We start from the raw sequence: 21,311 nt of genomic DNA, 5'->3' as shown, positions 1-21,311 counted from the left end.
GAGAAATCAGTAATAGAATAATAAATGAGAGAGTGAAGGATACAAGTGACTTTTTTAAGCCATCAGCTGATTAAATTATAGAAAAATTCAAGTTAATAAAATGACTAGAAAATGATACGAGTGCAGCAATCATTTCTATAAAATTTAGACAGCTGTTTGATGTGATTGCTTAATATAGATAAGGGTATATTAAAGAAAAATCAAGGTTAGGAAATTTTTATAATAAGGAATTTATGAGTGACTGCTTGGATACAGAGTACCTATCAAGCTCACAACGAGCAGTTTTTAGAGCGTGACAGGGTTTCTAAACGATAAAACCATTGGAAATAATAAGATAGAGACACGAAAAGAAGATAGAACTTTAAAATATTTACGCTATTTTCTTATTCGCCTTGATGTGGCTCAATCTGGGTCAATAAGGGATAGCCTTCACGATGTGCCAGACTGTTTACTTTTTTGGCTTTGGTCTCAGCGATATCTTTCGGATAGATACCAGCAATGCCTTTGCTACTGTTATGAATCGTTAGCATAACTTCGACTGCCGAATCCATACTATGACGAAATTCAGACTGTAAAATATAAACGACGAACTCCATCGGCGTATAATTATCATTATACATAACGACGGCATACATAGGCGGCTTAGCCACTTCTGGCTCTGCAACCAGTACATCTGCTTGTGGCGAGGTCTCGCCGTCCGTATCACCATCTTGTGCACGATTAGCAGGTATGGTTGGAAAGTGCCAATCAGCAACAGTTGGCAACGCTTGCAATAGGGTTTGTTTTATCATAATTGGCATACAAATTAATGGTTATATTATAACAGAATAAAGAGCGCTAACAGAGGTTGGCAAATGCAATGCTTATTATAGCGCTCTTAAATATGAATAGATTAAGGCTCAATCGGACTTTCGTCGACTTCAGGTAAATCTAAAAGTGATAACGGCATATTATCAACTCGGTCGCCAAGCTTCCAATCATAGAGCTGCTCCACTTGTTGCCCGCCAGCTTGTAAGCTAAGTTTGACTTGTAACGGTTTAAAGCCTGATGGCATCATGAAACGACCACGAATACGAACGATACCTTCAATAGTATAAACTGGAGGATCTAGCGGCACCTCTACAAAATCATCGTCATTGAGCAACGTCAACGTTGGCTTTAGGCGTTTGGCTTTGCCATCGCTAGCAAGCATGCCTATATCGAAACCATATTCGAAGGCATTTTCAGGTAACGGCTCAATCTTTGCCGCTATTACCTGTAAAGGCATGCCGCCTTTGTCACGAAGGACATCAGCATATAATTCATTCAGTTGAGAGACTTGTCTATTCTCAACCGTTAATTCTTGCTGGTTTTCACGCAACTCTTTGATGTTAGCCAAGCTAATCGCCAGCTCCTGCTTAGCAGTAGCCGCTTGATTGGCCGCTATTTTATGACTAAGACGCAAATCTTCAAGCGCTTCTGTTGCCTCAGTGCTATTGATCATCGCTTGCTTGGTTTCAGTTTGCATAGAATGAAAGCCACGCTGATATCCTAATTTATGACCGAATATCAATCCAACAATGGCAGTCACCAATATGACAACGACAAAGAGAGCCAACACCAATGTGGATGCCCCTTGTTGGGTACCACCTACCTTAGTTACTGAACTAGCATTGGTTTTAAGAGAATGCGGACTACGCTCTAAATGATACAAATCAGAGTCTTTGCACGATGAAAGTGCGGGCTGTGAGCAAAAGCGTCGTACAAGCTTGACACGCATTTAGACAATATCTCTTAACAGTAATGGCAATATTATAGCGGAATTTATAATCATACCTAGCACCATAAATGTGAATGATTTGACCACAGCTAAACATCTGCTACGGAACAATAGGTGCAAAGTTTAGACCCATTGTTTCATCGAATCGAACAACATTCATGTTTGTACCGCTTGTCCTGCAGCGCCTTTTACCAAATTGTCTTGTACGACAATCACTGTCAATTCTGCACGTTCATTGTCTTGATGCACAGCAATGCGTAAACGGTTGCTGGCGCGGACACTACGGGTATCTGGATAAATACCTTTTGGCATGACATCAATAAACGCTTCTGATTCATAGCATGTTTCAAATATCTGCTGCCAATCAATAGCAGCACCCGCATCCGTCAGCTCAAGATGAATAGAGCTCAGCATGCCACGTATCATCGGCACAAGATGCGGTAAAAAACGAATGCGATGGGTGAACTGGCTGTCTAATAACTGCGCCACGCCTTGCTCAATCTCGGGCAGGTGACGATGTCCTTCAACGCTATAAGCTTTAAAGTTATCAGTAGTTTCAGCATAATTAAGCGCAAGTGAAGCTTGGCGACCAGCACCAGAAACACCAGACTTTGCATCGATAACGATGCGTGATTCAATCAAACGTTCTGCTTGTTTGTTTTGTGCTTCAATGATCGGTTTCAAACCCAAAATAGCGGTAGTCGGATAACAACCAGGATTACCGACGACTAAAGCAGTGGCAAGTTTATCTCGATTCACTTCAGGTAAACCATAGACAGCTGTCTTTAGCAGCTCAGGACAGGCATGCGACTGCTGATACCAGTGCTCAAAATCGGACAGTGACTGCAAACGAAAATCAGCAGCCAAATCAATGACTTTCACACCAGCTTGCGTTAGCGCCTCTGCTTGCTTCATCGCTACGCCATGTGGGGTCGCAAAAAAGACCACATCACACTTTTGCAGCGTTGCAAGCGTCTCGTCGCCCAAGTCACTAAAAACAATATCTGATATACCGCGTAAGCTTGGAAATATCTCATCGGCACGTGTACCAGCTTCGCTACGTGAAGTTAGCAAATCAATAGATACTTCAGGATGCGCAGATAACAAGCGAATCAGCTCAATACCCGTATAACCTGTGCCACCAACAATCGCTGCTGAAATCATAAGATATTCCTTTTTATTTTACTTGGTAAATATCAGTGTTTGTTAAACAAATCTTAGATAGAAAGCTCGATTATATACCTGAACTTTGTCATTTTTAGATTCTAGCGGCTTTAGATTTTATAATCGTGCACCGCATCGATGAATACTTTGGCATTGTCAGGATTGACCCACTGCGTAATACCATGACCTAAGTTTGCTATATAACCCGTTTTTTCGCCGCTTGCATAAGCACTATCAAGCATTGCATTTACTTCAGCACGAATCGTCGCAGGTGAACCATACAATGTTGCTGGATCCAAATTGCCTTGAATGGCTTTACTACTCTGTAGTTTTTTATGCTGTTTGGTCAATTGACGCTGACTTTCAGCCAATACTTGGCGTGCACGATCAATGGGCATCGTCCAATCTAATCCTAAAACATCGGCTTGACTATCTGCTTGCACATCCAACCATAACCCACCACCTTTGGTAAATAATACCACTGGTATCTGCGGATGGCGTACTTTTAATTCAGCGACGATACGCTTATTATAAGCATGAGAAAAATCGATAAACTGACGATGGCCAAGCGCCCCGCCCCAACTATCAAAAATCTGTAGAATTTGAGCACCAGCGACCACTTGTGCATCTAGATAATCAATGACAGAAGTAGCTAATTTATCTAATAATTGATGCAAAAAATCAGGGTTGCTATACAAAAAGCCTTTAGTATAACGATAGTCTTTTGAGCTACCGCCTTCGATCATGTAAGTGGCCAATGTCCATGGACTACCAGAGAAACCAAATAACGGCACTTGACCATTTAATGCTTTGCGGATGCTCGTCACCGCACGCATGACATAATCAAGAGAATCATTGGGTTCAAGTACTGGCAATCGATCTAAGTCTGCTTGCGTACGAATAGGATGTTTAAACTTAGGACCTTCGCCCGCCTCAAAGTATAAACCTAGACCCATAGCGTCAGGTATGGTCAAAATATCACTAAATAAGATAGCAGCATCTAAATCATAACGGCGTAGTGGCTGTAAAGTAACTTCAGTAGCGCGGTCCGTATCTTTGCACAGGCTCATAAAGTCGCCCGCTTCTGCACGAGTAGCTTTATATTCTGGTAAATAACGACCAGCTTGACGCATCATCCAGACTGGCGTGGTGTCTATTGATTCAAAGCGTAATGCCCGTAACAATCTGTCGTTCTTTAAAGGCGCAAATTCTTGCTGGATCGAGTTACTATTGTCTGAAGCACTCATGTACAAATCTCCAAAACAACACCGCATTCATGATCATCAATGAATACGGTGCTGGATAAAATAAGTTGAATAAAAGAATATTAAAACGTTTAGATAGCGACAATCTATTCTAAAAAACCACAAATAATGAGATATTAGTTAATAACAATTTATTGGTTAATATCTCTCGTGTTAACAATCATAAGAATAATAATCATTAAAAGTATTTGTATTTTTTAGAGCGTCATTTGCCGTTAGTCTTTAATCAATAATATCGTGCTCATATTTGAAATTGGATGAATACCATGAATGGTCTACATGGTCAGCGCTAAATTATCACGGTGTACCATGACCACACGCTCTTCATTATTACCAAGAATTCTATCAAACTGCTCAGTACGCTCACGAGCCACTCGGCAAGCATCACGAGATGAAAAATTCACTTGTCCAACCGCTAAACGCTCGCCCGTATCTTGATGCACCACCTCAACCACGTCGCCTTCGTCGAAATCACCGCGTACTTCTACCACACCGACTGGTAGTAAGCTCTTGTGATGCTCAACTACTGCTTTTGCTGCGCCTGCATCGACTATTAGAGTGCCTGACATACGTAAATGCGCGGCAAGCCATTGTTTGCGTGCAATGATTTTGTCTTGATCATTGGTGGTCAATAAAGTACCAACCGCTTCGCCTGATACCACACGAGTAATAACATCATCGATAGCACCGCTCACGATAACGGTTGGACAACCACCCATCGCTGCAAGACGACCAGCACGAATTTTGGTCAGCATACCGCCGCGACCAAGCTTGCCACCATCCCCTGCAATATCAAATAAGTAATCCGCCATCGCACGCTCTTGGCGAATCATTTTTGCATTAGGATTGTCGCGCGGATTGTCCGTAAACACCCCATCTTGATCAGTTAAAATGATATATAAATCGGCATTGACCATCGCCGCTGCCATCGCGCCCAAAGTATCGTTATCACCAAATTTAATTTCATCAATGGTAATGGTATCATTTTCATTGATGACTGGTAGCACGCGCCACTCTAGTAATTGTGTCAACGCACCCGTCGTATTCAAGTAACGGCTACGATTAGACAAATCATCATGTGTTAGTAGTAGCTGCGAGCTTTGAATACCATGCTGAATTAATGCTGACCACCACGTTTCAATCAAACCCATTTGACCAATAGAAGCACAGGCCTGTAGTGCTGCTAGTTTCTTCGGGCGCTCCTCAAGGTTCATTCGTACCACACCTTCGGCAACAGCACCTGACGATACTAGCAGTACTTCGACGCCTTGCTTGTGCAATTTAGCGATCTGCTTTGCCCACTCGTATATGGCAGTTCGATCCAGCCCTCGACCGTTATTGGTTAACAACGATGAGCCAATCTTGACAATAACGCGTTGAATATCAAAGTTGCGAGTTTGTTTAATAAACCTTGCTTCTTCGGTCGTGTTTTCTATGTCACCTGCCATATAAACTCCTGTCTCTCATGTGAATTGATTACGGGGATTGATCTAAAAAATTCAAGTATATCAGCTCAAGCCTGTTAGCTTAAGGAACATAAATGACCTCAACACCATCTTCGTCGTCATCGTCAAAATCAGCATCGTCGTCGCTTAAATCTACACCTTCGCGAGCCGCTTTACGAGCCGCACGATAGGCTTCACGCTGCGCCTCAGTGTTTAGACGGACTTCTACTTCTAAGCGCTCAAAACGGGTTCTTTGTGCTTCAGCGAAGATAGGATCTTCTAGTTCACGCTCACGCTCTAGTTCAATCTCATTCATTAAATGATATTTAACTGCATCAGTCCCTTCACCCATTAAGGTTGACGTGCGAAATACATCGCCTGTCCAATCAAGCTCGGCGACAATATGAGTACAAAGCTCATCTAACTCTTCGTCAGGCACCTGATCAATTTTGTTTAATATCAAAATCTGGGGCAAGTTGGATAACTCAGGCGAAAAACGCTCAAGTTCATTCAAAATAACACGAGCGTTGGCTACCGGATCGCTGCCATCAATTGGCTTTACATCAACTACATGTAACAGACGACGAGTACGAGCCACATGTTTTAAGAAACGAATGCCAAGTCCAGCACCTTCTGAAGCACCTTCGATCAAACCTGGAATATCTGCCATCACAAATGAGCGATGACGACCGATATCAACCACACCTAGATTCGGAACGAGGGTGGTAAACGGATAGTCAGCAACTTTTGGTCTAGCAGCAGAGACTTGACGAATAAAGGTAGATTTACCAGCATTAGGCAAACCAATCAAGCCAACATCAGCCACAACTTTTAGCTCAAACTTAAGAACTTTTAACTCACCTTCAAAACCAGACGTCGATTTACGCGGTGCTTGGTTGGTAGAGCTCTTAAAATGGGTATTGCCCAAACCACCATCACCACCTTTGGCAATCAGTAGCGTCTGACCAAGTTCAATCAAGTCACCCAACACTTCGTCAGTTTCGGTATCAACTACCGTGGTACCGATAGGTACTGGTAAAAACAAATCATCAGAGCCCTTGCCTGAACAGTTTCTACTGTGGCCATTCTCTGCTCGCATAGCATCATGACGACGGGTATAACGATAGTCCACTAGGGTGTTGGTGTTATCCTCTGCAATGACGTAAATATCTCCGCCCTTGCCACCATCTCCACCATCAGGTCCACCACGTGGGACATACTTTTCTCGGCGAAAACTGGCGATTCCGTTACCACCGTCACCTGCTTTTACCGTTACGACGGCTTCATCAATAAATCGCATCTTACGTTCCTTTATTTACACTCTAGTTTATAGACTCAATAGCAGTCATATACTGCTTCTTTTGCCTATAGGTATCTTTTAAAAAATAGGAGACTTACGTCTATGTTGCTATATATCATTGCTTTATTTATGACAATAACACCCGATAACCAATTGGACTATCGGGTGCGGTATATATTAACTTAAAAAATCACATCTATTTGTCCATGCTAAAAGTGACTATTAAAATACTTTCTTATAAAGAGTACCTCAATATTAAAAACTCACTACTGCTGTACAAATGTATTAAGCTGGAATCTGTGTATAACTGATGCCTGCCATTTGTGTGGCTAAACGTAATACTTGCGTACTATAGCCAACTTCATTGTCATACCAGATATAAACAATGGCATGATTGTCGGTCAAAATAGTCGCTTGGGCATCGACAATACCTACATGGGTATCACCAACAAAATCCGTCGATACCGCTTCAGTAGAATCTGTATAAGCAATCTGTGTTTGCCACTGACTGCTATTAGAGATTTTACGCATGAATTCATTTAACGCATCAGCATTTTCTGGTGCTGTTTTAAGATTCAAGTTTAAAATCGCTAAGCTGACGTTTGGCGTTGGTACACGGATGGCATTACCCGTTAGTTTACCACTAAGCTCTGGCAGTGCTTTACCAACCGCTTTAGCAGCACCCGTACTGGTAATAACCATATTCAATACAGCACTACGACCACGGCGATCCGCTTTATGATAATTATCAATCAAGTTCTGATCGTTAGTGAATGAGTGAATCGTTTCAACGTGACCGTTTTCGATACCGTATTCATCGTTCAATACTTTTAACGTTGGGGTGATTGCGTTGGTGGTACAGCTCGCCGCACTGACGATTGTATCTTCACCGACTGTATCGTTATTTACACCATAAACAACGTTTTTAATCTCACCGCCAGCTGGGGCTGTTAATAGGACTTTTTTCACACCAGTCGATTGCAAGTGCTTACCAAGACCCGCTTCATCTTTCCAAATGCCCGTATTGTCAATCACTAACGCATCATTAATACCGTAAGCCGTATAATCGATCTCGCTTGGATCTTTGGCGTAGATGACCTGAACAAAGCGGCCATTGATAATCAAGCCGTTGTTTTCATCATCAACCACCACGCCACCAGCAAAGCTACCATGAATCGAATCACGCTCTAGCAATGAGGCGCGCTTGGCCAAATCGCCAGATGCCGCAGGACGTACAACTATGGCTTTTAACTGCATACCTTTAGCACTTGACGCTTGTGATAATAGCAGGCGAGTTAAAATACGACCGATACGACCAAAACCGTATAGCACAACATCAGTCGCAGGATTAACCGTAGTGTCATCACTATTAACGGCTTGAAGTGCTGCTTGTAAATCACTGTCATTAGCGATTAATTGACCAACATCAACCTGTGCAGACTGAAGCTTATCATTAGCCGCTAGCGCTTTAACCATGGCTAAAGTGTCAGCGATATCAATAGATTTAGCCTCTTGGTTACGCAAGGCTACTTTTTGATGCAATGCCAATATTTGACCAACTGACGTCGTATTTAACGTGTCACCGAACAAGGTTACTTGTACGTCTTGCTCATTATAGAGCTTATTCAATAGCCCCATCAGCTCAATCGCTTGTTGCTCTTGATTGTTGTAGTTGCTTAAGTGGTCTTGATGTAATTGGCGTAAGGTATCAGCGTTGCTCACGAGAAACATCCTTATGGTCAGTAATGTGTGATCAGTAAATGATAGAGAATACAGATTAGATAGATTATGTGTGGTCTACGCAATCACTCTAGTATGGCAACCGCACGATATCGGTGTCAGTTATTGATATAGAGTATTGAGATCGCCTAGATTTTAGCCTAAAACGGCCTATTTTGCCAGTGATAACCGATCTGCTAGCGCTTATAAAGCATTTTATTGAGTTATGCAGGTTATTATAAAAATAAAGGCAGCCAATTATGCTGCCTTATTGTTTATTATTGCCAGTATCAAATAGTGGATGATGAAGTAACACTACTATTTAACCCAGTATCTAGTAAGTGATGCTCGTTATGGAACGAGACTAACCGTTTGATTGGTCTGCGAGGTTAACTTAAATTCCTTTAAGTCATAGCCTTGCTGTTGAGCGATTTGACGATATTTGGCATAGGTTTCTTGAGTGACGTTTGGCGAACGCGCCAATAACCATAAATATTTTTTATCAGGTGTTCCTACTAAAGCAGTCTTGTAATCAGCATCACGTGCTAGTACCCAATAATCGGCACGACCAACTGGCAACCAACGAATCCACGATGGTAAAAATGTGACCTTTAACTTACTGCCTGACTCATCAACAGGCTTAGCGATACCCTCAGAAGTAATACCAGAACCGTCTTTCTGTACGCATTTATTAGTGACTATGATACCTGAACCGTCGGTTTTTTCCGTATAATTGGCGGTGACATCACTGGCACAATTGCGCTGAAAATACATGGGCAAACGACCTATCTCATACCATGTTCCTGCATACTTTTTTAGATCAACGCTATCGACTGTGGTCGGTGTACTTGCAGACTTATGAATGATGGCGCTTGGCTTGATTGACAATGTCTCTGTAGTGGTTCTATCAGTAGTGGCGTTAGCAGTCATGTCAGCGTTAGCATTGACTGGTGGCGTCGCCGCATACGCTGAAAATGCAGCTAATGGTATGATAATAGCTAGGGCTATACCCGTATGCTTGATAAGTCCATTCATAAATATACGCTCCGGTATTTCTTTGTATGATGAGTAAGTAGAGGTTGATGATGAATCAGCATTTTGCGTTGAATGATGATTCTGTCCAGATTCTTTTTCGCTCAACTCTTGTGACCATTTATAATCGTTAGTGCAGTGACCACTATCCTTGGTACAGTAATCACTAACGAAATCACTGCTTTCGCTATGTTTTGAATCGCCGTCTTTGTTATTGTTGCTGTTAATCATAGCAGACTCTTTTGCCTGTAGTGGGCTCTTATCGGCGCTTTTATATCCAAAATAGTGATCTTGCGAAGACGTTTTTTTTGCCAAATGGGTAGAATATTGGTCATTTAGATTATCATGGTTGTAGCTAGCATCGTTGCTGGCGTGACCTGTCTGCCGTGTACTATCCTCATTCAGATGATAGTGGCGCGACTGGGTAGTCTGCTTAGATTGAGAACCAGCTTCCTTTGTATCAGACCATGCTGATTGAGGTAACTTATTGGTTTTCATAGAGGTACCATTATTGATAGTGACTGTTAACTATTCTTCTTATATGCCCTATATGTACTCTCATCTTCTGTGCGTCTTCAACTTTTAAAAATATATTGAATGTAAAAGCTGGCGCTGCAAAAACCAAATATTATGAGAGCAGTTAAGAGATATATTGATAATCAATTCGCTTATAAGAATATAGAGTAAATACTCTTTGTTTAGGTGATATATATTAATGGCAGCTCGACTATTAAAACAGTGTTGCAATGTAGGAAAAAGCAACGGTTTGTAAGTAACTATGCGTTTATGCAGTAGAATAAATACCGAATAAACACATAGTTACTGATTGGATAAATATATTAAAAATCAATTATTTGCCCTGATAGATGCCAATTAATGGCAATTCTGGTTCAGAACTGATCAGCATTGGTGCCAACACTCCTTCTATTAGTTTTTTACTATTCAAAGAACTGTCGAATACCAGCAACACTGATACCACCATGCTCTGATACTTGATGAATCAACACAGGTGATAAACCACCCAAACCGATAATCGGCATGTCAGCCAATTGTGCCAATGCTGACCATGATTCCCAACCAAGTGGCACAGTATCAGGATGTGTATGGGTGACTAGTACAGGAGACAAAAAGGCGCCAATGACGGGTGATAATTGCTGTTGTAACCGAGCATGAGCCAGTTTATTGGCAGCATCAATACTGGCGGCATCATGACAACTGACTATTAACGGATAATTTTTAGACAGCACTCTATCTTGTGTATCCTCCGACCATTGCAACAATGCGGTATGAGACAGCTGATTGGCAACGATTGAATTGGCAGTAGTTATATCTTTCATTGCTAGCGGCGCTTCAGTGGTTAGGGTCTGTCCATTGACATCACAAGGGACAATCGCCTTAATATCTGGACGCATGTGCATCAACTGCGCTGCTATACTTGCTGAGCCAGCTGCCTTTATTCGAATATATACCCAAGCATTGGCTGTTAGTTTGTTTTGATGAAAAGTCAGCCATGCGGCCATTGGATCAGGAGTGGCATCAAAATGCGTCAATGGATAGGTAATTGCTATCGTTGTTGGCACACTCAGCCATTCGAGAATTGTCTGGTTAGCAGCGGGTAAATGATACTTTCCTGCTAATAAATCTGCCTTATCTACCCACGTTAGCGCCTGACCTTCTAGCCCATATTGGCGATGCTTATGCTGCTCATACTGCTGCGCAGTCAGCTCAACTTTGTAAATCTGTAAATTGACCTGCTTAGCACCATAATCATGATGCAGACGTCCAAGCTTGACCATCGTATTGTCACAAATCTCAATGCCTGTTTCTTCAGCGACTTCCCGAATCAATGCCTGCTCGGCGTTTTCATTGGTTTCTATTTTGCCACCTACAAATTCATAGCGATTGCCTTGATGCTGGGCGGCGTTTCTAAATCCAAGTAAATATTGGGCTTTATGATGAATGACCGCAACTGCCACGTTTACGATAAGTACTTTTTCGCTGTTAAATGAGCTATCAGTGTGGTTATCTGCTTCATTTGGCATCGGCGTCTCCTTTATTACTGTTTTTTTAAAGTGTGATTTGATTGGTTTATATTTTCAAAAAACCAAGTCAATTTATAGCCAACCTATTGATTTATAATAATAATTAGCTAATTTTTATTTATTTAAATCTCATTTACGAAAATTGCTTTAGATAAGTTTACACAATGACTGCATTTTATTTTATCAATTACCTTGCAAAATCTTTCAATGTAAATGATAATTATTATCGTTAAAGATAGTTACTGTATCGCCATTACTATTCAGCCATTTATTATCAAAAGGAATTTACTATGAGCATGGTTATCTCTCGTTACTTGAATTGCCGCGAAAACCGTTTACCAACTTTGCAATCACAACACTTATTTGCACTCACTAAAGAAGTGCGTATTGAGCATGAGGGTGAAGAGTATCGACTACGTTTGACACGTAATAATCGCTTAATCCTGACCAAATAGATTAATATCATTCATCATCAATATTAGGGCGTGTCCTCATTTTAAAAATGGTGATAAAAATGAGATAAATTGCCGTCAAACAAGGAAAATAGCGCCGATAATATCGAGATATTAGTCAGCTATTTGACGCCGTTTGGCAAGATTTGGCCATTTTTAACCCATTTAGATGACTATCAATTGAATTGAGGACACCTCCTAACCTACCTATAAAAAAACGCCTTCATTCAAAGGCGTTTTTTATTGGATAAAACAATGCGATTTAGAACTGCCAGCTGTAAACCACATCCACCGCGTTTTCTGCCGCTGAGGTTGCCTCTACATAAATACGTCGAGTTAACTGATAACGAATAGATAAGCTATTTTGAGCATTAAACACCCCTACTCCGTAGCGTATATACAAGTCAGGCGTCACGTAACCGGTGACGTTGACGTTGGTGTCTTCACTACTGCCTGAGGCATCAACGGTCAAACTCTGAAAACCAAAAATCTGACCAATTTGATTGGTTAGATTGCGCGTGCCACTCAGTCCAAAGCTTAAGCCCGCGGCGGCTAGGTTATTCGTCACTTGCGATTTAAAGCCTTGCTCACTGATTTGGGTGGCGCCCTTGTTATTAATTCGACCTGTCACCAGAGCATTCATCGCCTGCTGTTGGGTCAAACCTGCATTATTAAAGACAATAATATTGGGGCTTTCTGTATTGCCTTTGACACGCACACCTACCGTTTTGCCACTGATCGTTTTAACCGCCTCAATACTGAGGTTAGGTTTCATCACATCACCGTTGAAGCGCACTTGTCCGTAGTTAAGCTCTAGGTTCTGACCAAAAGCGTTGATATTGGTACGACGTGATACTTGCACCACCCCTTTTGCACGCATGACACCCGTGCCAGTTTGAGTGATATTAATCGCACCAGCTAAAGGAATAACGGCACCAAAACCACGGAAGTTGATATCATCACCCAAGTCGACACCGATATCCGCATTGATTGACCAAGGTTTCGATATTGCCAATACCTCGTCAATATTGCCAATGAGACGACGATCAAGAACCACTGCATCTTCAGTTTGAGTAATGATATCTTCGCTGGCTTCTGGCGGACGAATGGTCGCTGACGGTACGCTGACCGCTCCTTTAATATCAACATAACGATCGCCTGGACGCACGATGATATCAATATCAGGATTGATTTCTGCCACTAACAATGGTGGCTGAGTAATTACCAAACGCTCGCCGCTGACGCTAAGCTTCGCTTGGAGTTTTTGTTGCCAATTAACGGTCCCAGTCAAAACCCCTTTACCCGTACCACTGCTAAAGGTTCCATCAATAGTCGCTTGCGTGCCACGAATTTTGGCGTCAGTATTTACATTGGTTAAATTAATGGGCAAATCAAGCATCGCAATACGGCCATTAGCAAGTTTCACATCGCCATAGAATTGCGGCTTATCTAATGTACCGCCCAATCCTCCTGCCATCGTGACATTGCCCTCTAGCACTCGCATACCTGGGAAGAAAGGCTTGAATATCGCAAGGTTAAGCTCATTCAATACCAAAGCGCCCGAAATTGGCTTAGGCGTCTTATAAGGATCAACGACCACTTCAGCATAGCCACGCGCACCGCCACCAGTGTTAATATCGGTACGTAGTTTGATGCCCTCAGGGACGGACAATGCAATTAGTGAGACCCGCTTATAAGGCAGAGTGACGGGTAAACTATCACCATCTTGAATCAAGCCAATTTTGCCGTTGTCCGAATACAGTGTGGTATTAATCGTCGGTGGACGACCACGTTGCCAGCCAACAATCGCCTTACCATTAATTTTGCCATGCCAGTCGATATCTTTAGGTAAAAAGACCGAGAGTAATGACGTATCTAGATTTTGCAAGGCGATATTCACCTCACCTTTATCAGGTGACGCGATTAAGTTTTCACGTAAGCACACCTTGCCCGTTTGATCGGTGGCTTGCCAGCAGTGCGCTGCCAACTGTACTTTTAAATCGTTATTATTGCCATTTTGATTGTTGGGTAAATCAACAATCAACTGCGCTGGCTGTAACTGATTTAAGGTCGCATATTTGGATTGAACACGGCCTTTACCGATGACGCCAGACCAGCTTAATTTATCCCGATTGAAGCCGCCTTTAAGCCTTGCGCCAATCGTGAGCTGCTCATTGGCAACGTCAAGATTGACCACATGCGCCTGCTCAGTACCATTAAATGTTGCTTTAACGCTTTTAAAACTCTGTCCAGCTGCATCTAAGCCTTCAGCGGTGATAATAAGCTGACTTGGGCTGTTTGCTAAATTGACCAGCTTACCGCGCACGCGACCTTGGCGCAAAATAAAGCCCGGCAGTGCAATCCGCTCACCAACCAAATCGATATAAATAGTTGGCAGCGCTTGTCCTACTGGCTGTGATAAGGTCGCACCGCCAGTGACTTTGCCAGCCAATTTATCTGACAACTGATCCAGACTGGTAATATTAATTTTGGTTTGTAATTGCTTAGCATTGCCATTAGCAGTGACATAATTATCACCCCAACGTAGCACTAAATTATCCGCGTTTAAGCTGTCTATCAAGGCATTTACTTGCTTATATTGCGCCTGTGCATCTTGCGTTTGTAGACGCTTGAAATAGCTTGCCAAATCTTTTGGCAGACGCATCTTCGCTGCTAAGCTACCTTTGGCACTAAGCGGTTGACCCTTTAGCATACCTCTTAAATCAATTTTTTTGATATTAATGATTTGCTGCGAGTCACTCCAGCGCCCATCCGTATCGATAGTGCCGGTGATAAGGCTTGGAGTATCTTTGAGGAAATAACCAATATTAAAACGATCCATCACTGCGTCAATATCCCACGCAATGCCTTGACGCACATCAACCGTCCCTTTAGCATCAATACTGCCTGCCGCGCCCACATGACGGAAACGCTTGATACGAATCAGCTGGTCATCGCCACTGGCATCAATGGTTAGCTTGCCCGCTGGCAGTTGCTCAGCATCTAGCACTCCATCGAAATTCACCGCAAAACGTTGCAGTTTGCCTGCGGCATTTTTACTATTCTTAGGCGCAGTTTGCCACTCGCCACTGGTTTTTAGATCACCTGTGATAATCGCTGGATTATTGGGCAAGAAATAACCCAAATTAAATTTATCAAAGCGACCATCTATCGTCCAGCCGATATTTTTACGCAAATCGATGACGCCCTTGGCATTCACTGCGCCCGCTTCACCGTTGTAATTGAGCTTACGAATACTGATAAACTTTGGCGTGCCAGCCGCATCAATAGATAGGCGTCCTTTTGGTACATCTGCAGTATCGACTTGTCCATTGAAGCGCGCATCGAACATAGATAGCTCGCCACCAACGATATCGATTTTGGCATCACCCGCACCCGTTATACCAATAGCACGGCCATCTTGAGTCGCATCAAGTTGCGCCTGCAAGTCGGTCTTGTTTAAGGTGATAATATGACGCTGACCACTAACGCCACCTTTAGTAATAGTCAATAAACGACCACGCGCGCTGACACTACCGGTTAGGCGCTCAATCGGCAAATCACTGCGATACTGTTTGGGTAATAATCCATTGGTACGCGCATCTATCTGCCATGTGAGCGGACGCTTTTTATTTGCCAATTGAATCTGCCCAGTACCTGATAAGTCGCCCACGACTCCTTTATAATTCAGGCGATTGATGTCAATGACATCCCCAGCTTTGCGCACGCTCACGTCATAGTTGCCTTTAGGAGCGGCATTCAATTCATTAATGACCGCATTGGCATCTACTGATAACCGTGAGCCACGAATGATGACATCCGCCTGTCCACGCGGACTATCAATATTACCGATATTGGGCACATCGCGGCGGATTAGGTTTTGCCATTTAGCATCGATATACCAAGGCGCTACCTGTGTCGACTTCGCTGACGTTTTGCCTTGAACGATATTAGCATTCACATGCTCGCCATCACGTTGACGCAAATCTGCATCAAGCTCTATGTTACCAGTGCTGTTTTTCTGCTGATAATGTAGTGACAATCGACCATTCAGCTTTTGCGGTGCATATGCTTTGAAATCAACATAGTCATTAGGAATAACGCGGCGAATATCAAAATTGCTACCTGTCGCTCGTACTTTTGCATCAAAACTGTCTTGCCAATCTAAAATACCTTGCAGAATTAAATTTCCAGCTGGCACCTGAGCATCTAAGCGATCAATACGCATCTGACTGTTTGCAATAACGGCGCGACCTTGATAGTGACCAGACGGAATGTCTTTAGCCGTCAGCTCAGTATTGATACGCAGACGTATTTCAGAGATCACCCCTGTCGCGGTAGCAGTACCACTTTTTAAACGAATTTTTTGACTGTCAGCATAAGGGATCAAAATATCATCCCATTGCAATTTTGCCTGAAATGGCGAATCCTGATCTAAACCTTGTACAACAAAATCACCGCTCACATCGCTGTCATTGTAACGACTACGAACCTTACCAACCGTACGTTTTAGCGTCCCTGTTGCTGTGATATTCAATGGGTCAACATAGGCTTTTTCTAGCGCACTGACTTCTGCAATCGCGCTTAAATCTAGCGGATAGTCGCCTTGTAAATCAATTTCACCTTGTAAGGCACTGATTTTGACGATATCAGCATATTGTAAATCGCCGCGACCAACCGTTACCGTGCTACCGACCCATGTCAAATCACGGGCAACAATATCCTGCACAACGATGGGCTCTTTGGTCACTTGTTTATAAGTAATATTTTTTATTTTAGCGTGATCAAAGCGTAAGTTCACTGGTAGCTGTAACGTTTTATAATCGAACGGCTCACCCGTTGGTGGCTTGTTATTGATAATCTCAATGGTTTGTATGTCTGCATCACGCAGATGCACTTCTTTGGCAAATATGGCACGCCAGCCTATCTTGACGTAAGCTTTATCAACCAATACTTCAAGGTCTTCAGTCGCCTTGATATCGATATCAGTGACCCAGATACCATCACGTAAATTACCGCGACCATATTTAAAATCAATGCCCGTCTCAGCACTGACTTTCTCTAATATAAACTTCGTACCCGACTCTGTGCCCATTGCGTAAAAAAACACGGCAAACATGATGGCCAGCACAATTAAAATAAGCACCAGTAATTTGAGCAAAAATGACAGCGGATACCAACGTCTGACGGCACGAGCGTCTCGCTGTGCTGGATCTTCATCTGGGGCGTTATTAGGCGGGGTATTTTTTGTCAGCATGACACTCAACTACGTTAAAGAATGGTCACCGGCAATCGGCACGATAAATAAGAAATACAACGGATATTGCTAATAGCGCGTGTTGAACCTGTCTCTATGTCACTAACTGAGACGACTTAAGAATGTTCAATACGCGCTAAATGATGTCACTACTGGATTGAATGGCTATAAAGGCGAGCCAATAAAGAAGTGCAGTCTAACGGGTATGCTTTCTTCTGTCACGCCAGCAGCCACATCAACTCTTACCACACCGACTGGCGATGCCCAGCGGATACCAACACCGACGCCGACCTTTGTCTCAGTATCGAAGTTTTTGTCGTAAGCATTACCCACATCAGTGAAGAATGCCCCGCGGAATCCTGGTTTAAATTCATAGTTATACTCTGCACTACCAACCGCAAGCACTTGCCCACCAGTCAAATAGCCCTTGTCGAGCGGTGACAAGCTCTCATAGTCATAACCACGAATACTTTGATCGCCACCCGCAAAGAAGCGTAATTTATAAGGCACATCATAAAAATCATCTGCCCAGATGTAGCCTGTATTCAGACTGCCCAGCACTTGATGCTTTTGCTCATCGCCAAAACTATAAATGCCGCTGACACCCGCGCGAATGATTGCCATATTAGTGTCGCTAAGGGCTTTATCAGCCCCTGCTTCAAGCGAGTAATACTGACGCATACCGCGAGTCGGATTGGTCACACTGTCTACATCGGTTTTGTTCATACCATAACCAAATAGCAGCGCTTGCTGCTTAGGCTTAGAGGAAGTAAAGCGAATAGGTAGATCGTCCAACTCTGTCTCATCAACTCCAGTCTCTAGCTCATCTAAACGGTAATTCACAGAGTAGCTGCGATTCCAGCCACTGTCACGGCGAATATTACGCGCCAATGCCGCTTTTAGCGTCGTAGTAGATAAGTCGAAGTTGCCTTCACCTTGGTCGATGACCTCTTCTTCATAGGTAAGACGCGCATCTAATTTATCGTTAAGTGGATGTTTCCAAGGTCGACTGGCATAAACAGCGACGTTTTTAGTAATTCTGGAAACTTCGGTCTCTGCACCAGCTTGATAGCCTTTACGATTGAGCAAATTATAATCTATTTTTGCCGTCGCTCGCACGCCCGTATCTGTGCCGTAACCAAGACCTACTTGGGCATCGCGCGGCTTACTTGAAGAGACAAAAACATACAACGGTACTTTTTTACTTTCTGCCACTTGTTGCGGGGTTTTTCGACCAGCCAGCGTTGGTGGTACAAAGTTTTCATCAGTGATTAAGCTTTCTTCATCAGGGAATATTTTTTGCGCAATATTACTGATGCCGTCGCTTATTTTACCCAAAAGATTGTCCGCCTCTTGGTCTTTTTCATCCAATACACGGTCATTTGGTAAGCGGCTCAAACGCTCTGCTTTTTGTTTGATAGCTTGTAGTTTATCAAGTGTTGCTGCATCAGCTTCAAAATCGATCGCCGCAATGTCGGCGGGATTGACTGTTTCACCGCTATTGGCAGTCGTATTACCCTCACTCTCTGCGTTATTTTCATTACCGTCATCAGCGTTATTGTCTTGATTAACACGGCTACTATTAGAAGCAGCTGAGCTTTCAGCACCATTATTGCCCGCAATGTCTAAGGCGCCATCACTATTAATATCGTCGTCGAGTGTGCCGCTATTATTGGTAGGCGTGTTATCAAAAGCCAAAGTACTGGCTTCACTGCGTTCATCTGGCGGCAATATCGACTCAACGTTGACCGTATTAAAATAACGAGTCGCTGATAAGTCATTGCTAAACTCGGTCACCGCTGGACGATAAAAAGGATCGCCGGACTTAAAGTCGAACAACTGTTGTAATAGTGACAACTCAACAGGTAGCTTGTCAGGATCTTGGGTTAAGGTGTTGGTTTCTTCATCGTATGTAAAAAACACAACGTCATCAAACTCATAACGATCACCAGTGTTGTAGACCAGCGACACATCCGCTGTATTATCTGGCAAGATAATATCAACGGATTTGTTGAGCCAATATTGATCAAAATAGCCATAAGTATTACTCAGCGACTCAAGGGCCGCCTTGCTATCTTTATAAACACGGTGATTGAAGATATCACCGACTTGTGGCGGCAAGTCTTTTTCAAGTGCTATATATTCTGGTTGTTCACCGCCTTCACCGCGAATCTCAACAATACGGCTATCCACACGTACCGGCTCGCCCAGCTCTTCAATAATGACATCGATCGTATCAGCATTGCGCTGACGTAGGCGTAACGTAATATCATAGTAACCCACTGCTTGGGCTGCCTCTAATGCTGTTTGGCGTAGGCGTGGCAAGGCGGCCGTAAAGTCGGTAACTGACTGAACCGTCGTATCATCAAGGGCAGCCTTGATGTTTTTCATGGGCTGAACGTCATTATCCGCTTTGGTGAGCTTTGGCTTACCATTGACAGTACCTTCAGCGGTCGCCTGCCGTAGATAAATTGTGGTATCTACATGTGGTAATGCCATCACACCTGCATTGAATAAACGGTTATAAAGGCGTTTCACGATATTGCCTTTATTACGCGCCATTGGCTTGGGCTTACTGGCTTGTTCGATACTCTGGTTTATTCCCTGAGAGTCCGCTTGATAGTCTGGCAAGTAGTCATCAGGATTGATGATATCTGACGTTGTACCATCTTCATTGGTCTCATCACTGGCATTGGCAACAATCTCATTATCGAAAGTACCGGTTCCATCCACGCGTCCACTACTGACAGAGTCGCTAACATCGATCGGACGCGACATAACTTCAGCCGTCTGTGCACTTTCAGCAGCGCTCTCATTCCTACCTAATGTCTCAAGATTGTTAGGAGCTGGCAGATTGGTCGCATCCAAATCCACATCTAAACCAATAGGCGGGGTTGCATCATCTAATGTAGCAATTGGCGCATCAAAATCGCGATCGTTATTAACGTTGGTACTATTAACGTCAGTACTGCTATTAACGTCCGTACTATTATTGATGTCATCAATATCTTTGGCATTCTGCATGTCCATCGCAGCCAGCTCACGATCAATCTCCTCAGGCGTCATCATCTGATAACCCTGCTGCTGTATGGCTGCGGCTTGTTGCAACAAGTCATCACTGGCGCTATCGGAAAGATCGAGCTGAGCATCATTTGCGCCAGCCATATTATCCATGGCATTTGCCTGAGCATTAGCCATACCCTGAGGCTGAGCAGCTGGTTTTTTAGCGCTTTTATCTTGCGCATCAGACTTCTTAATGCCTAGGCTTTGTTCGCTGTACTCATCCAATACTGACTGATCGATAATGCCCTGCTCTACTGCCTTTTTTAGGCGCAATGCATCCAAAGCGATATCGAGCTGAGTATCATCATCTGACAGTGTGGTCGATTGAGTGTTTGTTGATTGAGTACTGGTTGGTTGAATATTTGATTGATCGACAGCTATTTGATTGCTCGTAGGTTGTTTAGGAGAACTGATATTATTTGTGGTATCAGCCAATGCAGCAGGTGCCAGACCGAAACCCACCAGGCTGGTCGCTAGCGCAGTGAAAAGTGCTGAACGCGTAAAATGAATGCGCGGCGTATTGCCATGAGTTGCCATAGCTGCTGTACGACGTGTTTTTTGAAAACGGTCACTCTGAAAATCTTGAATTTCAATATCCTCTTGAACATTATCTGTATCACACTGCATCATCGATACATTGCGCGCGAGCGTTGAAGGCTGGTGTTTCATGTGTATTTCCTATCACCTCACGCGGCACAATATTATGAACGATAACAATCGCCTAGTCTTACCGGTGAATAAACTTATAGCAGTTGGCTGAATTATGGTTTACTGTCTTGCTTTGGATAATGACCATTTATAACGCAAACCTTG

General features: G+C 43.2%; 11 protein-coding genes and 1 pseudogene. 1 reads left to right on the top strand and 11 read right to left on the bottom strand.

Annotation, left to right across the window (positions count from 1 at the left end):
- Positions 1–383: 383 nt before the first annotated feature.
- The 9 genes and pseudogenes from G7Y90_RS08575 to G7Y90_RS08535 all read right to left on the bottom strand — a co-directional run bounded on the left by G7Y90_RS08575 (position 384) and on the right by G7Y90_RS08535 (position 11,726).
- The gene (locus G7Y90_RS08575; RefSeq protein WP_201559852.1) at positions 384–791 is read right to left on the bottom strand and encodes an ATP-dependent Clp protease adaptor ClpS; all 408 of its coding nucleotides are present in this window, start codon (positions 789–791) and stop codon (positions 384–386) included.
- A gap of 101 nt (positions 792–892) precedes the next feature.
- A complete protein-coding gene (locus G7Y90_RS08570; protein WP_250162158.1) occupies positions 893–1,693 on the bottom strand; it encodes a hypothetical protein in 801 nt (266 codons plus the stop codon).
- Positions 1,694–1,859: 166 nt separating this feature from the next.
- A pseudogene (gene argC / locus G7Y90_RS08565) lies at positions 1,860–2,923 on the bottom strand (N-acetyl-gamma-glutamyl-phosphate reductase).
- 110 nt (positions 2,924–3,033) lie between these two features.
- Complete coding sequence (hemE, locus tag G7Y90_RS08560) at positions 3,034–4,170, bottom strand: uroporphyrinogen decarboxylase (RefSeq protein ID WP_045445031.1); 1,137 nt, start codon at positions 4,168–4,170, stop codon at positions 3,034–3,036.
- Positions 4,171–4,463: 293 nt separating this feature from the next.
- Positions 4,464–5,636 (bottom strand): glutamate 5-kinase, encoded by a 1,173-nt coding sequence (gene proB, locus G7Y90_RS08555; RefSeq protein WP_045445028.1) that lies wholly within the window; start codon positions 5,634–5,636, stop codon positions 4,464–4,466.
- Positions 5,637–5,715: 79 nt separating this feature from the next.
- Positions 5,716–6,933, bottom strand: a complete 1,218-nt coding sequence (gene cgtA / locus G7Y90_RS08550; protein ID WP_055124422.1) for an Obg family GTPase CgtA — start codon at positions 6,931–6,933, stop codon at positions 5,716–5,718.
- Between the two features lie 285 nt (positions 6,934–7,218).
- Positions 7,219–8,664, bottom strand: coding sequence for a glyceraldehyde-3-phosphate dehydrogenase (locus tag G7Y90_RS08545; protein WP_201559855.1), 1,446 nt, complete (start codon positions 8,662–8,664; stop codon positions 7,219–7,221).
- A gap of 339 nt (positions 8,665–9,003) precedes the next feature.
- The gene (locus G7Y90_RS08540; protein WP_250163911.1) at positions 9,004–10,182 is read right to left on the bottom strand and encodes a lipocalin family protein; all 1,179 of its coding nucleotides are present in this window, start codon (positions 10,180–10,182) and stop codon (positions 9,004–9,006) included.
- A gap of 440 nt (positions 10,183–10,622) precedes the next feature.
- Positions 10,623–11,726, bottom strand: coding sequence for an NUDIX domain-containing protein (locus G7Y90_RS08535; protein ID WP_250163910.1), 1,104 nt, complete (start codon positions 11,724–11,726; stop codon positions 10,623–10,625).
- A 296-nt stretch (positions 11,727–12,022) separates the two neighbouring features.
- Between G7Y90_RS08535 and hemP the strand changes: the two genes are divergently transcribed.
- On the top strand, positions 12,023–12,181 hold the full coding sequence (gene hemP, locus G7Y90_RS08530; protein WP_227672156.1) for a hemin uptake protein HemP: 159 nt from the start codon (positions 12,023–12,025) through the stop codon (positions 12,179–12,181).
- A gap of 259 nt (positions 12,182–12,440) precedes the next feature.
- Here the strand turns inward: hemP and G7Y90_RS08525 are convergent, their stop codons facing one another.
- Together G7Y90_RS08525 and G7Y90_RS08520 are read right to left on the bottom strand one after the other, a co-directional pair.
- Positions 12,441–17,435 carry a translocation/assembly module TamB domain-containing protein gene (locus G7Y90_RS08525; protein ID WP_250163909.1) on the bottom strand — a complete coding sequence of 1,665 codons (4,995 nt, stop codon included), beginning with the start codon at positions 17,433–17,435 and terminating at the stop codon, positions 12,441–12,443.
- A gap of 165 nt (positions 17,436–17,600) precedes the next feature.
- Positions 17,601–21,167 carry an autotransporter assembly complex protein TamA gene (locus G7Y90_RS08520; RefSeq protein ID WP_250163908.1) on the bottom strand — a complete coding sequence of 1,189 codons (3,567 nt, stop codon included), beginning with the start codon at positions 21,165–21,167 and terminating at the stop codon, positions 17,601–17,603.
- Positions 21,168–21,311 lie beyond the last annotated feature (144 nt).

The organism is Psychrobacter sp. WY6 (assembly GCF_018448495.1).
Classification (GTDB): Bacteria; Pseudomonadota; Gammaproteobacteria; order Pseudomonadales; family Moraxellaceae; genus Psychrobacter.
Note: the sequence above shows the minus strand (reverse complement) of the source record. Positions and strands in the feature narration are given on the sequence as shown.

Coding starts and splice junctions, on each gene's coding strand:
- hemE (WP_045445031.1), bottom strand. CDS start 4,170: ATGAGTGCTTCAGACAATAGTAACTCGATCCAGCAAGAATTTGCGCCT.
- G7Y90_RS08535 (WP_250163910.1), bottom strand. CDS start 11,726: ATGCCAAATGAAGCAGATAACCACACTGATAGCTCATTTAACAGCGAA.
- proB (WP_045445028.1), bottom strand. CDS start 5,636: ATGGCAGGTGACATAGAAAACACGACCGAAGAAGCAAGGTTTATTAAA.
- G7Y90_RS08520 (WP_250163908.1), bottom strand. CDS start 21,167: ATGAAACACCAGCCTTCAACGCTCGCGCGCAATGTATCGATGATGCAG.
- G7Y90_RS08540 (WP_250163911.1), bottom strand. CDS start 10,182: ATGAAAACCAATAAGTTACCTCAATCAGCATGGTCTGATACAAAGGAA.
- cgtA (WP_055124422.1), bottom strand. CDS start 6,933: ATGCGATTTATTGATGAAGCCGTCGTAACGGTAAAAGCAGGTGACGGT.
- G7Y90_RS08575 (WP_201559852.1), bottom strand. CDS start 791: ATGATAAAACAAACCCTATTGCAAGCGTTGCCAACTGTTGCTGATTGG.
- hemP (WP_227672156.1), top strand. CDS start 12,023: ATGGTTATCTCTCGTTACTTGAATTGCCGCGAAAACCGTTTACCAACT.
- G7Y90_RS08525 (WP_250163909.1), bottom strand. CDS start 17,435: ATGCTGACAAAAAATACCCCGCCTAATAACGCCCCAGATGAAGATCCA.
- G7Y90_RS08545 (WP_201559855.1), bottom strand. CDS start 8,664: ATGTTTCTCGTGAGCAACGCTGATACCTTACGCCAATTACATCAAGAC.